The 13,876-nt window shown below is 70.6% G+C and carries 13 protein-coding genes; 3 read left to right on the top strand and 10 right to left on the bottom strand.

Translation table 11 applies throughout. From position 1 onward, the window contains the following. Positions 1 to 39: 39 nt before the first annotated feature. Complete coding sequence (locus IE305_RS19610) at positions 40 to 939, bottom strand: dihydrodipicolinate synthase family protein (RefSeq protein ID WP_190130969.1); 900 nt, start codon at positions 937 to 939, stop codon at positions 40 to 42. Then, positions 936 to 1,733 carry an aldolase gene (locus IE305_RS19605; protein WP_190130968.1) on the bottom strand — a complete coding sequence of 266 codons (798 nt, stop codon included), beginning with the start codon at positions 1,731 to 1,733 and terminating at the stop codon, positions 936 to 938. Before IE305_RS19605 ends, IE305_RS19610 begins: the two co-directional genes overlap by 4 nt. 274 nt (positions 1,734 to 2,007) lie before the next feature. Between IE305_RS19605 and IE305_RS19600 the strand changes: the two genes are divergently transcribed. Together IE305_RS19600 and IE305_RS19595 are read left to right on the top strand one after the other, a co-directional pair. Beyond that, a complete protein-coding gene (locus tag IE305_RS19600) occupies positions 2,008 to 2,592 on the top strand; it encodes a helix-turn-helix domain-containing protein (RefSeq protein ID WP_190130967.1) in 585 nt (194 codons plus the stop codon). Positions 2,593 to 2,838: 246 nt separating this feature from the next. Next, positions 2,839 to 2,982 (top strand): hypothetical protein, encoded by a 144-nt coding sequence (locus tag IE305_RS19595; RefSeq protein ID WP_190130966.1) that lies wholly within the window; start codon positions 2,839 to 2,841, stop codon positions 2,980 to 2,982. Positions 2,983 to 3,412: 430 nt separating this feature from the next. Here the strand turns inward: IE305_RS19595 and IE305_RS19590 are convergent, their stop codons facing one another. The 5 genes from IE305_RS19590 to IE305_RS19570 form a co-directional block, all read right to left on the bottom strand. After that, on the bottom strand, positions 3,413 to 4,396 hold the full coding sequence (locus tag IE305_RS19590; RefSeq protein ID WP_229891278.1) for a hypothetical protein: 984 nt from the start codon (positions 4,394 to 4,396) through the stop codon (positions 3,413 to 3,415). Between the two features lie 340 nt (positions 4,397 to 4,736). Beyond that, positions 4,737 to 5,540, bottom strand: a complete 804-nt coding sequence (locus IE305_RS19585) for a phytanoyl-CoA dioxygenase family protein (protein ID WP_190130964.1) — start codon at positions 5,538 to 5,540, stop codon at positions 4,737 to 4,739. Between the two features lie 386 nt (positions 5,541 to 5,926). After that, the gene (locus tag IE305_RS19580) at positions 5,927 to 6,547 is read right to left on the bottom strand and encodes a beta/gamma crystallin family protein (protein WP_190130963.1); all 621 of its coding nucleotides are present in this window, start codon (positions 6,545 to 6,547) and stop codon (positions 5,927 to 5,929) included. 71 nt (positions 6,548 to 6,618) lie between these two features. After that, positions 6,619 to 9,579, bottom strand: coding sequence for an AfsR/SARP family transcriptional regulator (locus IE305_RS33545; RefSeq protein WP_190130962.1), 2,961 nt, complete (start codon positions 9,577 to 9,579; stop codon positions 6,619 to 6,621). After that, positions 9,576 to 10,100, bottom strand: a complete 525-nt coding sequence (locus IE305_RS19570) for a hypothetical protein (protein WP_190130961.1) — start codon at positions 10,098 to 10,100, stop codon at positions 9,576 to 9,578. The genes IE305_RS33545 and IE305_RS19570 overlap by 4 nt, the downstream gene beginning before the upstream one ends. Positions 10,101 to 10,456: 356 nt before the next feature. On the opposite strand from IE305_RS19570, the gene IE305_RS19565 reads away from it, so the two are divergent. Continuing rightward, positions 10,457 to 10,927 (top strand): DIP1984 family protein, encoded by a 471-nt coding sequence (locus IE305_RS19565; RefSeq protein WP_190130960.1) that lies wholly within the window; start codon positions 10,457 to 10,459, stop codon positions 10,925 to 10,927. Between the two features lie 286 nt (positions 10,928 to 11,213). Here the strand turns inward: IE305_RS19565 and IE305_RS19560 are convergent, their stop codons facing one another. The 3 genes from IE305_RS19560 to IE305_RS19555 form a co-directional block, all read right to left on the bottom strand. Continuing rightward, positions 11,214 to 12,533 (bottom strand): MFS transporter, encoded by a 1,320-nt coding sequence (locus IE305_RS19560; protein ID WP_190131169.1) that lies wholly within the window; start codon positions 12,531 to 12,533, stop codon positions 11,214 to 11,216. Positions 12,534 to 12,674: 141 nt separating this feature from the next. Further along, on the bottom strand, positions 12,675 to 12,806 hold the full coding sequence (locus IE305_RS33540) for a hypothetical protein (protein ID WP_268255943.1): 132 nt from the start codon (positions 12,804 to 12,806) through the stop codon (positions 12,675 to 12,677). Between the two features lie 10 nt (positions 12,807 to 12,816). Further along, entirely contained in the window at positions 12,817 to 13,818 is a 1,002-nt protein-coding gene (locus IE305_RS19555; RefSeq protein WP_190130959.1) for a DUF6528 family protein, read from the bottom strand. Positions 13,819 to 13,876: the final 58 nt, after the last annotated feature.

The following is a 13,876-nucleotide window of genomic DNA, read 5'->3' as shown; positions in this document are numbered from 1 at the left end:
CGTCGCGTCAGGGGGTGGCGGGCGGGGTGGCTGCCGGTGTCAGCCGGCCGCCTGGAGGCGGGTGAGCATCGTCCGCAGCTGCCGCGTCTCCTCCTCGGGCAGGGGCAGCAGCGGTGGCCGTGGCGGTCCGGCCGGCCGGTTCTGGATGTTCAGACCTGCTTTGACGGCCCGGGGGAGACCGTGGTGGACGATGAACCGCAGGAACGGCAGCAGCTGCTGCAGCAGTGCGTCCGCTCGGTCGTGCTGCCCGAGGCTGACAGCGGTGTGGAGCTCCAGCACCTGCTGCGGCACGAGGCAGGGGGCGGCGGTGCACCACCCGGCGGCTCCGGCGCGGAAGGCGTCCAGGGCGATCGGGTTGCTGCCGTTGTAGACGGACAGCTCTCCGTCGGACAGCTCACGGATGGCGCGGAAGCGGGAGACCTCGCCCGAGGACTCCTTGACCATGGTGAGGTTGGGGATCTCCCGTGCCAGGGCCACGACCGTCTCCGGCTGCAGGTCCACGCCGCTGGTGCCGGGGTTGTTGTAGAGCATCATCGGCAGGTCGGTGGCCCGGGCCACCGCGTCGTAGTGCCGGACGAGCTCGGCCTCGGTCAGCTTCCAGTACGCCTGGGGCAGCACCATGATCGCGGTGGCACCGTGGGAGGCGGCGACCCGGGCGCGCCGGATCGTGCCCTCGGTGCTCCAGTGGGAGACGCCGACGAGGGTCGGCACCCGCCCGGCCACCGTGGCCAGGACGCTCTCGCAGACCGCGTCCCACTCCTGCTCGGTCAGGTAGGCGCTCTCGCCGGTGCTGCCCAGCGGGGCGACGGCGTGGCTGCCGGCGGCGACGAGGTCGCCGGTGAGCTTCCGCAACGCGGCCAGGTCGACCTCGCCGGTGACGGCGTCGAAGGGGGTGACCGGGTAGGAGATGATGCCCTTCAGGGGCGGGGTGGCCGTCACAGCTCCACCTTCCCGGTCAGGCAGTCGGGGTGGTTGCGCAGCGCCTTGCGCGCGTAGTACCCGAAGTTCGCCTTGCTGCGCCGGTCGGTCGAGGTCCAGTCGTGGGCCTCGCGGGCCAGAACCGGGTCCAGCGGCTGGATGGTCCCCGCGGACATCGCCAGCAGCTGCAGGCGGGCGGCTCGCTCGATGAGCAGCGCCAGGGTGCAGGCTTCCTCGATCGTGGAACCGGTCACCAGCTGGCCGTGGTGGGCGAGCAGAATGGCCCGCTTGTCGCCGAGGGCCGCGGAGATGATCTCGCCCTCTTCGTTGCCCACGGGCACGCCCGGCCATTCCTTGAGGAAGGCGCAGTCGTCGTACAGCGGTGTCGTGTCCATCTGGGAGACGATCAGCGGCACTTCCAGCATGGCGAGTGCGGCCGTGTGCAGGGAGTGGGTGTGGATGATGCAGTTGACGTCCGTGCGCTCCCGGTAGATCCAGGTGTGGAAGCGGTTGGCGGGGTTGGGCATGCCCTCGCCCTCCAGGACCTCCAGGTCCTCGTTGACCAGCAGCAGGTTGTCCTCGGTGATTTCGTCGAAGCCCAGCCCCAGGCGCTGGGTGTAGTACGTGCCCGGTTCCTGCCCGCGGGCGCTGATCTGCCCGGCGAGCCCGGAGTCGTGGCCGCCGTCGTAGGCGATCCGGCAGGTGAGCGCCAGCTTCTGGCGCGTGGACAGTTCCAGGTCCCCGAAGTGCCGGTCCATCTGCCGCTCTGCGCGGTGGACGAGGACGTCCTTCGGGTCGTGCAGCGTTTTCGTCATGGGTCTGCTCCAGTTTTGCCCTGCCCCGGTGGCCGGGCGCGTACCCGGAGCGGAAGCCCCGGGAGGAAACTGAGTTCACCATAGGACACAAAGTTTCCTACCGGCAAGGGCTCTCCCGCAGCGGGCGCCCACCCTGGGCGCAAGCCTCGGCCGAGGCTCGCGCAGGGGCAGGTTGTTCGCTATAGGACACGGCGTGTCATCATGGTGGGGAACGCGGACTGTGCCGCGCGGACCGGTCGACCGAGGAGTTGTCACCGGGGAGAGGAAGACGCCAGTGATCAACCGGGTGCGCCAACTGCGCAAGGAACGGCTGATGACCCTGGAGGCGCTGGCCGAGCGGGCCGGCGTCACCAAGAGCTATCTGTCGAAGGTCGAACGCGGCCAGAGCACTCCCTCGATCGCGGTGTGCGCCTCCCTGGCCAAGGCCCTCGAAGTGCCCCTGGACAGCCTCTTCTCCGAGGCCGAGGAGCTGGGCGAGGTCACGGTCACCCGGGCCGCGGAACGTCAAGCCCTGACCGCCCCGGACGAGCCCGGCACCCGCTACGAGGGCATGGCACTCGACGCCGGCAGCAAGGGCATGACCCCCTTCATGCTGTACCCGCCGCTCGACACCGACCCCATCCCCTTCCGGGACCACCCCGGCGAGGAGTTCGTCTTCGTCCACGAGGGCCGGGCCGAACTGATCCTCCCCTCACGCGTGGTCACGCTCGACACCGGCGACTGCGTCTACTTCAAGGCCACCACACCCCACAAACTCCGCTCCCTGGGAACCAAACGCGCCACGGTTCTCCTCCTGGTCACCAACAGCGACGACGACACCGCAGACGGCGCCCGGATTGCGCACTCCCGCCTGCCCTGAAGGGGAGCCGGCCCACAACCCCGCAAGAAAGCGGGGGGGCGAGGCGTGCGGTGGGCTGACCTGGCCACAGCGCTGTGGAGTACTACGTTGCGCGGGCAGTTCCCGCTCGGCAGGGTGCAGGCTGCGCCGGGGGCGTCGGGCCGAAGGCGGGCTGATGGGCGCCGGAGAGCCGGGTTCCGGTGTCCTCCTCGACGACATGGTGCTGCCCAGCGGCGGCCGGCTGGCCCGCCGGGTGCGGTGGCAGCCGTGGGTGGAGGCGGAGAGCGCTGGAAGGACCGTAGGTGGAGAACCGCGGCCGCCCGGGTGGCGGTGAACCAGGAGTGGGTGGCCCTTGGGCTGATCGACACGCGCTTCACCAGCTGGCGGATCGCTCTGGTGGACGGCTGCTGATGGGCGGTCACCGGCCGACGGTCCCGCTGCACACGGGGTGGTCAGCATCAGCGGCAGGAAGGGCAGGCGGCGCTCGGTGACCTCTTCCGCCCGCAGGTCTGGTTGGCGCGGCGGCTGCTTCGCTTCGGCGACACGCTTCGGGCCGGACAGCTGCTCTGGTCGATGCCGTGCACGTCGGCTCCCCGCACGTGCCGCCGGTCGACCCGCCCGGGCTCGATCCGCGGGCACTGGCACCGGCGTGATCGACCTGACCCCCACGGGTCTCGGGACGGCACTCGTGCGCTCGCCGAGCAGAACGCGAGCACCAGCTCAGAGCCTCCGCCACCACCGGCGTGCCGGTGGTGGCGGAGGCTACGGCAAGGGCCTGGGCGCCTGCGGGGAGTGGCTGGGTCACTCAGACGGGTCTGAGGAGCCGCACTCGTGCACGTGACTACGCCGGAGGCTTCTGCAGCCAGTCTGCTTCGGTGGTCCAGAACATGTGGCGCGCACCGAGGTAGTCGTGGGCGAAGTTCGTGAACCGTTCGCGGGTGTACGGCTTACCGGTCTTGGGGTCCTTGGCGTTGATGTCGGGTTCCTGGACGGCCATCGCCACGAGGGGAAGGGCACCCTTGTACTCGTGGAGGAACTTGTAGGAGTTCTCCATCTGGTACGGCCGGTCCGGCAGGGTGTCCGGTCCTCCGATGCCGATCTTCTTTTCCCTGGCGAGGTCGAACATCTCCTTCATGCGCTTGTGGTCGTCGTCATCCGGCAGGAAGTTGATGTACTGAATGAACTGCGTCTTGGTGAAGACCTTCTTGCCGTAGCGCATGTTGTCGATCTCGGCATCGATGTAGGACTTCGAGGTGTACTTGGTCTTGTCCTGCTTGATGTCCACCTCGACGGCGGTCTCCGGAAGGTTCACCCCGGCGAGCTTGCCGTCGAACTTCTTCGCCATCGCCTTCAGCATGGCCTGGAAGTCTGCTCGTACCTCCTTCTTCCACTGCGCGGCCATGGCCCCATGGGTGGTGGGGTTGTCGGGGTTCTCGTCGATCGTCGGCGCGACCCCGCCCTCGTCCTTCACGTATTGAGGAACGTTGGCGTCCTTCATGGCCACGTCGAAGAACCGGTCCTGGACCTGGACGAACAGCTTCTTGTGGCGTTCCTGAAGATATTTCAGGGCATTCTCAAGCCGCGACCACTTGTACTCCCCCTTCTTCCCTTCAAGAGCCTTCCAGGGCGCCACCACCTGTACGCCGCCGATGTCCGTTCGGTCGATCATGGCCTTGACCTTCGGGTCTTCCCCGGATATGGCATCCTCGAATGCGCCGAGCGACATGTACAGATTGTCCGTCACCTTGTCGCGGGACACCGGGGCGGCGGCCTTGTCGAGGACGGGAGTCGTGGCGGCCGCTCCAACGGTGGCCGTCAAGGCCACGGCCGTGAGGACAACAGATCCGACTGCACCACGTTGCGTCATCATGAGCGCGAGGCTATGGAAAAGTTCTAAGTCAAAGATAAGAGAGTCGGTCGTCGCTCCGTGTAGGTACCTCACCGCCACCTGACGGCCCACCCAGGAGTGGCAGTTTTCTCGCCGCCTTGAAAGAGCGCCGTCGGCGGCAGCTGAAGACCACCGCGGGGCCTGCTTGTGGCAGGCTCTGCCTGTCGCGGGCGATGGTATGTGGGCGTTGTTTTGGAAGAAGTGCCTCCTCCACACATTCCCGTGACAGCCCTGCCGTTCAAGGGATGATGACAGCGGTGCCTCCCCGCCGCTGCTGTCAGTGGCCGGTGCCGTCCCCGTCCGGGCCGGGAGTGGGCTGTCCCAGGCCCCGACGGATCGCGATCTCCACGGGCGAATAGGCGCCGTCGGCCCGCTCCAGCTCATACGGTGCGGCCGGCATGAGCGGTGGCTGGGCCATGAAGCGCGGCCGCGCTCCGTGGTGTGGTTGTGCCGCGTGCACGAGGAACGGATGGCACAGGTAGACATCGCCGGGGGACCCGGTGGCGAGGGCGAGTGGCCGGTGGTCGGAGGCGGCCACCAGGTCGGGCGCAAGGGTCAGCCCGCTCGCCCCGTCCTCCCCGTACTGCTCCAGCACCTTCGGCACGTCCAGATGCGAGCCGACGCGAATCCGGGTGGGGGCGTCCTGTTCGCCGACTTCGCTGAAGAGGAACAGCATCAGCAGTGCCCGCCCCTGGGAGCGCAGGTTGGTGAAATACCAGCTCTCCCCTTCCGGCAGGTAGCTTCCCTCGATGTGCCAGCCGGCGTCGTCCGGCTCCTCCTCGTGCGGGAAGCGCAGCGGGAACGTGCCGAGCGAGTAGCGCGGCTCCCAGCGTCCCGCGCCGACGAGCAGGTCGTAGGCGTGGTGCAGGGCGGGGGAGTTGGGGGCGGCGGCGAAGGGGCCCTGGCCCATGCCGGGCACCCAGTGCACGGGCTGTGTCCAGGTCGCCGGGTCGTCCTGGTCGCAGCCCGTCTCCCGCCACAGCAGCCGTGCGCAGTCCGCGGCCACGCGCGGCGCGACGGCTCCCTCCAGCTTCACGAAGCCGTCGTGGAGGAAGCGGGATACCAAGGTCGTGTCATCCATGCCCCCACCCTGCAGCGACACCACCCGCGGCCACCCGACACTGCCCGCACCACCTTTGTCGGGTGTTTACCGCACCACACCCCATCGCTGCCCGAGACCGGTCGCCTCTGCTGCACCCCTCTCGGGTGCCGGCCTTCGCTCAGGACAGTTGGTGACGAAGCCGGCAGCCGGCAGCCGGCTGCCGTACGCTCTGCGGACTCGAATTGCAGACCAGACCAGACCGGACCGGACCTGGCCGGTTGCTGGTTTCTGTCCTCGGTGTGGCCGTTCGTGGACCCCTGCCCCATGGGTGTGGCCCGTAGAGCGGGCCTGGGGCGCCCGGCTTGCGGCGGGTGATGCGGCGCAGGAGGCCCTCGCCTGCGCCGCATCACCGCGAGGTGGCGGGGTCAGCGGTCGAAGCTGACCGAGCTGGCCTGGTCGTTCATGGCGTCGCCGACGTAGGGGACGTTGCCGCGGTAGGTCTGGCTGAATCCGCGGAAGTTGTCGTGCTGGTAGAGGGTGACGTCGCACTGGCCGGAGGCGGTGGAGCTGATGGTGTCGTTCCAGTCGGAGGCCAGGGTGGCGAATTCGGGGTAGCGCCAGCCGCAGCCGACGCTGCCGGTGAAGGTGAGGGAGCCGCCGCCGAAGTCCTTGTCGCGGTAGACCGTGCCGAGGACCCGCTGCTCGGGGGCGGCACCGGAGGGGGCGGTAGCCGGCCGGGTGTTGTTCGCGAGCTTGGTGCCGTGCTGGCTGCGCGGGCCGTTGAGGCGTTCCTGGAGCTTGTGGTCCTGGGCCGCGGCCCGGGTGTCGTTGGGGGCGTCGGTCACGCGGCCCTTCGTGCCGTAGGTGATGGCTTCTCTGTAGGTGGAGAAGCAGGCCTTGTCGCCGTTGTCGGTGTTGATCGCGCAGTGCCGGGCCGCCGTGCTGCCTGCAGGGCCGGCTTCCTGCGCGAGGGCGGGCGAGGTGACGGCGGCCAGGGTGGCCAGCGTGCCGAGGCCGATGGCGGCGAGGGTGCGAATGGGCTTCATGGGGTTCCTCCTCCGGAAACGATGTGAGGGGTGACGGTTCTTGCTGTGCTCCGCAGAGTGCCGCGCACCGTTCACCGCGGGATAAACGCAGCTGTTGCCAGGAGGCCGCGGACCTGTTCGGCGTCCTGCTCGGCCTGCAGCCCGTCGAAGAGTTCCAGGGCCGCCTGCAGGCAGGCTTCGGCGCGGGCCTGCTGGCCCAGGTGGAGGAGGCTGCGCCCGAGGGTCCTGAGCAGGCCGCCTTCCAGCATCGCGCTGACCTTGCGGGCCATGGGCAGGAACGTCTCGGCGGTCCGTGCCGCGAGCGCGTAGTCCTGCTGCTCGGCATGGAGTTGGGCGATCAGGTTGCCGGACGCGGCCTCGAAGGAGGCCACGTTCAGGGTGCGGAAGAGGGCCAGGCCCGCGCCGGCCCGGCGCAGGGCCTCCTCCCGGTCACCGCACAGGTGCAGGACACGGGCCAGGTAGTACAGGCCGATGGCCGCGGAGACCGACTCCCGGCCGCCCAGGAGCTCTGCTCCGCGTTCGGCTGCCGCCTGCGCCTCGGCGAGCCGGCCCTGACGGGCGTAGTTGAAGGCCAGCTCACCCAGTGCGGTGCCCTCCGCGCTCGCCGCGCCCAGCGTGCGGAAGGACCGTACCGACGCCTCCCCGTGCACGATCGCGTCCTGGAAACGGCCGCGGACGCGGGCGTGGGCGCACAGGGTCAGGTGGGCCGAGGCGCGCAGCCGCAGGTCGGCGTCGCGGTCGCACAGTGCGAGGCTGCGGTGGAGCTCGGTCTTCGCTTGCGGGAAGGAGTTGGCGTGCCACAGGGCATTGCCCCGTACGTAGCGGGCCAGGGCCTCGCAGGGCCGGTCGCCGCGCCGGGCGGCGACTTCGGCGACCTGGCGGGCCAGGTCGCCGACCGCCGACAGGTGGGTGATGCCGCTCAGCACGGTGTTCAGCCGGTCGACGAGATCGGCGGCCTGGGCCAGCGGCAGGCTGTCGTCGGTGCAGGCGCGGGCGATCAGGGCGCGTTGCAGGGCCGTTTCCTCGCGCATCCAGTCGGTTGCCTCCTGCGCGGTGGTGAAGGCCAGTCCGGGTGAGGTCGGCGCGACGTCGATGAGCGTGCGCTCCTCGGGCTCGGCCGCGTGCGCGACGGTGTCGGCGTTGCGGGCGGTGGCCAGGCAGAAGTCGAGGAGGGCGGCGACGGCGCGGGAGGTGGTCGCGGCACGGTCCTCGCGGGCGTTCGCGGCGCGGGCGAAGACGCGGACCAGGTCGTGGAAGTGGTAACGGTCCAGGCGGTGGGACTGCAGGAGGCTGAGGTCGACGAGGGAATCCAGGAGTTCCCCGGCCTCCTCGATGCCCAGGCCCAGCAGGGCGGCGGCGCTCGGCAGGGCGATGTCCGGTACGTCCAGGACGGACAGCAGCCGGAAGGCGCGGGCCTGCTCGGTGGCGAGCGTGGCGTAGGAGAGTTCGAAGGCGGCGTCCACGGCGGCGTCGCCGGTGCGCAGTTCCTCCAGGCGGCTGCGTTCGTCGGCGAGGCGGCGGACCATGCCGGCGAGGGACCGGCCGGGCTCCGCCGCCAGGCGGGAGGCGACGATCCGCAGGGCCAGCGGCAAGGAGCCGCAGGCGGCCACGAGCGCGGCCGCGGCCTCGCCGTCGGCGTCCACGACGCGGCGGCCGGCGGTCCGCCGCAGCAGGCTCAGGGCCTCGGTTTGCGGCAGGACGTCCAGCCGCAGGTGCCGCGCCCCGGCCAGCCCGGTGAGCCAGGCGCGGCTGGTGACCAGGACAGTGCAGTCGGCGGAGCCGGGGATCAGGGGTCTGAGTTGCTCGCAGCAGGCCGCGTTGTCCAGCAGCAGGAGCATCCGGCGGCCGGCCAGCAGCGAGCGGTACAGGGCCGAGCGCTCCTCGGCGTCCTCGGGGATGTCGTCGTCGGCGGTGCCCAGTGCGCGCAGCAGGGTGGCCAGTGCGGCATGCGGGTGCACGGGGGCGGTATCGGCGCCGCGCAGGTCGATGTGGAGGCGCCCGTCGGGAAAGGCGTGCTCGCCCAGTACGTGAGCGGTCTGCACCGCAAGGGCGGTCTTGCCGACGCCCGCCATGCCGCTGACCGCCGAGACGACGACGGCCGGGGCGCCCGGGCGGGTCAGCATGCCGGTGAGTTCCCGCAGCTGTTCGTCGCGTCCGGTGAAGCCGGCGACGGGGGAGGGGAAGGAGGCGTGGCCGGGGGCCTGCGGCCGGCGCTCGGTCCGGGCACGGCGCAAGGTGGGGTCCGAGCGCAGGATCCGTTGGTGCAGCGCGGTGAGGTCGCCCGCCGGGACGCGTTGCGCGGGCGGCAGGCGGCCCAGTTCCGTACTGAGGTGGCGCCGGGTGTCCTCGTAGACGCCCAGGGCCTCGGCCTGGCGACCGGAGCGGTAGAGCGCCAGCATCTGGACTGCGCGCAGCCTCTGGCTGGCCGGGTACTCCATGACCAGGGCGCTCGCCTCGGCCACGAGACCGGGCCGGTCACCGAGCTCGGCATCGAGTTCGAGCCGGGCCTCCAGCAGCAACTGGCGCAGCCGGGCGTAGCGGACGCGCAGCGCCCGGGCGTGGGGGCCGTGGAGTCCGGCCAGTGGTTCGCCGGTCCACAGCGCCAGGGCACCGGCCAGGACGTCGCGGGCCTGCGCGGCGCTGCCGCCCGAGGCCCGGATCTCCTCGGCCCGGGCCAGGGCACGCTCGCAGGCCCAGGTATCGACGGCACGGGCGGGCACCCGCAGCGCGTAGCCGTTGCCGACGGTGACGAGCAGCGGCCGGGCGGTGTGCCGGGCCAGGGCCCGGCGCAGCCGCCACACGTGGGTGCGCACGCAGTGCTCCGCCCGGGACGGGCGCTCGCCCTCGTCCCACACCCCCTCCACGAGCAGCGGCAACGCCACGGTCCGGCCGGCGGCGGCCAGCAGGATCGCGAACACCTCCTGCGACCTGGACTGACCGAGATCCACCGGCACACCGTCGTACCAGGCCCGCACCCGGCCGAGCACGGCGCACTCCAGTCCCGGGCCGGGGGTGGGGGCGGGGGTGGTCACCGGGTGGAGGAGCCGCAGGAGGGCTGCAGACCGAAGGACGCCGACCACAGCGGGACGAAGTACGGGGCTTCGCTGTCCTGCCCCGCCAGGATCGCCATGTCGCCGTCGGAGCGGACGGTCAGCTTGGTCCACGGCATGTGCGCACAGTCCGCGCTGCCGGTCCGGCTCTGCCACAGCTGGACGCCGTCCGGGGTGGTGACGACGAGATTGCCGTCGGCGCGCAGCTCGGCCCGGTTGCCCACCCCGGTGGTGCCGGAATGCCACCGCAGCTGCCGCCCCGCACCGTTGGCCCCGGAGGCGTAAAGAGCGAGGTCTCCGTCCTGCTGCATCACCAGCTGCGCCCCACCACTGGCCAGCCGGGCCCCCGAGGCCAGGGTGCCCCCGTTGACCAGGGTGTCGGAAGCCGCGCGTTCGGCGTGAGCCGTCCCGCTGGTGACCAGGACCCCGGTGGCCGCCAGGACCGCGGTGGCCACGACGGACGCGGCGCGGGTAAGGAGCGAGCAGTTCGTTGCCATCGACATTGCGAGACCTTTCGGTGGGGTGGCGCATCCTTTACCGGCTGGTCTCGACCATCGCGGGTGGCACTGTACGAACGATCAACGCCCTATGAACGGGCAGCTGGGCACATGCCGCCATGGGGTACGGCGGGACCACCACCTGGATCGCCGGACCGCTGCCGTAGCGCTCGCGGATCGCCCGAGCGGTGGTCGTCCTACCCGAGCCGGAGTTTCCGCGCAGCACCAGGACCACCCCCGCACACGCGGGGAGACGGACGGCCCAATAAATAAAGAGCCGCCAAGACCGTGTCGTTCATACAATCGGACACGATTCACGAAGGAAAACGGAACGGGACGGAACCGGACGGGACAGGGAAACAGTGAAACTCGCCGAGGCACTGGCAGAACGAGGGGAAGCAACGCGCCGCGTGGAACAGCTGCGGGCGCGCATCGTCAGCAGCGCGCGGTACCAGGAGGGCGAGTCGCCCGCCGAGGACGCGGCCCAGCTGCTGGCCGAGGCCGGTGACGTGCTGGACAGCCTGGAGACGCTGATCCGCCGCATCAACCGCACCAACGCGGCGACGGACATGGGCCAGGACGGCACCCTCACCGACGCCCTCGCCCGGCGGGACGTCCTGCGACTGCGCCACGCGCTGGTCACGGCGGCCGCGGATGCGGCAGCGGGTACGGGGGAGCGGGGCTACGGCCGGCAGCTCCGGTCCGAGCTGGTGACGCTGTCCGCACTCCCGGTGGCGGAACTCCGCGAGCAGGCGGATGTGCTCGCACGCGACATCCGGGAGATCGACATGCGGATTCAGCGCACGAACTGGGAGGCCGATCTGCTGGACTGAGCACCGGTCCGGCAAAGTGGAGACGATGTGGAGCAGGTAGCCGTTCAGGGGGCGTGCACAACCGAGGGCCGGCGGTTTCCGGTCCACTCGTGGCGCGTGAGGAGCAACGCAGGGGTTCGATTCCCCGGCACACATTGCAGCTCAGCACCGCGTACAGGTAACAGTGCAGCATGCACGGTTCATCACCACGTGCAGACCCGGGACGGCGAGGGCGGGTTCGGGGCTTTCCACATCACATCCTTCCGGTAATCCGGCATTTTCCGCAGCGCGGCAACCGTATGACGGATCACGGCTGTACGCGTCGTGGTCCCGTTGCGCCGACGCCGGCTGAGCGGCCGAGTGCCTCCTCCCTCCGCGTCAGGTCGCGGCCACGGGTCTCCGGGGCAAGGGCGACCGTGACCGCGGTGACCACCGCGGCCAGGCACACATACACAGCAACCGGGGTAGCGGAGCCGCTGGCTCTGAGGAGCCCGACAGCAACGATGGGCGCCAGGGCGCCGGCGAACACGGAGGACAGCTGGAACCCCATGGAGGCACCCGTGTAACGGACCCTCGTGTCGAACATCTCGGAGAGAAAGGCGGCCTGGGGGCCGCACATGGCGCCGTGCAGCAACAGCCCCACGGTCAGCGAGACGGTGATCACGGGGAACGAGCGGGAGTCGAGCAGGGCGAAGAAGGCAAAGACCCAGATGCCCATCCCCACCGACCCGATCAGCGTCACCGGCCTGCGCCCGGCCCTGTCGGAGAGTGCGCCCCACACCGGGATCGTGGCGAAATGGACGACGGAGCCGATGAGAACGGTGTTGAGGGCCGTGCTCCGGGGAAGCTCCAGGTGCGTAGTGACGTATACGAGGAGGAACGAGGTGAGGACGTAGTACGAGACGTTCTCGCCGAACCGGACGCCCATCGCCACGAGCACTTCCCGGCGTCTTCCTCGGACCACCTCGACGGCAGGGAGCCGGGGCGGGGGCTCGGCACGGGCCTGGAGGAAGACCGGAGATTCCGGGACGGTGGTGCGGATCCACAGGCCGAGCAGCACGAGCAGCCCGGACAACAGGAAAGGAATGCGCCAGCCCCAGGAACGGAAATCCTGCTCCGGCTGGAGAGCCGCGAGCAGGGCCAGGACGGCGGTGGACAGGAGGTTGCCGGCAGGACCGCCCGCCTGCGGCCAGGCGGCCCAGAACCTGCGACGCCCGCTGCCGCCGTGTTCACAGGCCAGGAGCACGGCTCCACCCCACTCACCGCCCAGGGCGAAGCCCTGGACGAGGCGCAGCAGGGTCAGCAGAACGGGGGCGGCGACACCGATGGTGGTGTACGTGGGCAGGAGGCCCATGGCGAAGGTGGCGCCACCCATCGTGAGCAGGCTGACCACCAGTAGCTTCTTGCGCCCCGCACGGTCACCGAAGTGCCCGAGGACAATGCCGCCCAACGGTCTGGCCGCGAACCCGATCGCATAGGTGACGAAGGCCATCAGCGTGCCGGCGAGCGGGTCGCCCGCCGGGAAGAACCGGGTGTTGAACACCAGAGCGGCGGCCGACGCGTAGAGGAAGAAGTCGTACCACTCGACGGTCGTGCCGACCAGGCTCGCAGCGACGACGCGGACCATGCCGCCACGAGCGGCGCCGGGCCGGGCCGGCGCGGTAGGGGTCACGTCGCTCTCCCACGCACTGCTCTTGTCATGGCCGCAGACAGTACGGGCGCCGGCGTCGGGCTTCCAGGGCGCCTTCCGGTCCCGGCGCCCCTCGCTTCAGCCCGCCTGCTGGTGAGTACCCACGATGACGGAGTCCACGGATACGGCCCACCTGACGTCCTCGTCCGCGTCGGCCTGGATCACCAGGGCGGTGAACACCCCCGCGCCCAGGCACCGCCGACGTCCCACATCCGCAGAGTCACTGGTAAGCGGTGGTCGCGATGCGTGCCTTGTAGGTCACGGTGCCCTTGCCGCAGGTGCGGTGGGCGGCGGGAGGGAGGAAATGGATGTCCGGGCCGCCGAAGTGGCTGTCGCTGCCGTCCGGTACACCGGCCCACATGTACTCGCCCGAGTGGTGGCGGACGATGGACTTCACGTGCTTCCTGTTGCCGAGCGGCCCGGGGAGCGGGGTCGGCTTCAGGGTCCGCTTGTCCATCTCGTACACGTGCCGGCTGTCGGTGAGCAGCAGCCGGTGCTTGTCGGTGTAGTCGGGCTGCAGATCGTGGCCGTTGCCGCCGATGGTGATGCGGTGGTCCGCGCCGACCTCGCGCAGCCGCACCCCCGCGCCGCTGCCGACGAGCCGGTAGCGGCGGATCTCGGTACGCCCGATGGCCCACAGCAGCTTGTAGGCCGGGTCCCACAGCACGCCGTGCGCCTCGGTGAGCGGGTACGACGTGACGTGGCTGAGGGTGCCGATGCGCCCGTTCCTCGTGGTGTACAGGTGGATGCTGCCGTGGGGCCGCGGCGCGTCGGGCCGCGGACGCTTGGTGCCGGCGCCTGCGACGACGACCGCACCGTTCTCCCGTATCAGCTCGATGCTGTGGGGATAGTTCCCCACGGGCACCGACCAGAGGAGCTTCTTGTCCTTCTTGCGGTAGATGCCGGCCCTGCCCTTCGAGGGGCTGTCGCCCGCGGTGACGAGCACGACGTCACCGTCGTGGGCGCTGGTGCGGCAGCGGGCCTCCAGGACGTCGCCCCAGCCCGGCCGCAGCTCCCACTGCACGTACGGGGCGGTGAAGGACGGGGCGTTCCGGTCGAACTCCATGACCCGGTCGTTGCCACCGTCCACCCGGGTCACCAGGACGCGGTACGACGCGGGGCCGGCCGGCGCGGCACTCGCCGTGCCGCTCAGCAGCCGGGCCCCCGCCGGCACCCCCACCACACCGGCGACCGCCGCCCGTAACAGACTCCGTCTCTCCATGCCGATCCCCCTTGTGTGCGGGAGACCCCTGTGGCCTCCGGTACGGAGGACGAGACTC

Origin of the sequence: Streptomyces mashuensis (genome assembly GCF_014654785.1) — a bacterium.
Taxonomy (GTDB): Bacteria; Actinomycetota; Actinomycetes; order Streptomycetales; family Streptomycetaceae; genus Streptomyces; species Streptomyces mashuensis.
Note: the sequence above shows the minus strand (reverse complement) of the source record. Positions and strands in the feature narration are given on the sequence as shown.

Coding starts and splice junctions, on each gene's coding strand:
- IE305_RS19605 (WP_190130968.1), bottom strand. CDS start 1,733: ATGACGAAAACGCTGCACGACCCGAAGGACGTCCTCGTCCACCGCGCA.
- IE305_RS19585 (WP_190130964.1), bottom strand. CDS start 5,540: ATGGATGACACGACCTTGGTATCCCGCTTCCTCCACGACGGCTTCGTG.
- IE305_RS19580 (WP_190130963.1), bottom strand. CDS start 6,547: ATGAAGCCCATTCGCACCCTCGCCGCCATCGGCCTCGGCACGCTGGCC.
- IE305_RS19570 (WP_190130961.1), bottom strand. CDS start 10,100: ATGTCGATGGCAACGAACTGCTCGCTCCTTACCCGCGCCGCGTCCGTC.
- IE305_RS19560 (WP_190131169.1), bottom strand. CDS start 12,533: ATGGTCCGCGTCGTCGCTGCGAGCCTGGTCGGCACGACCGTCGAGTGG.
- IE305_RS19555 (WP_190130959.1), bottom strand. CDS start 13,818: ATGGAGAGACGGAGTCTGTTACGGGCGGCGGTCGCCGGTGTGGTGGGG.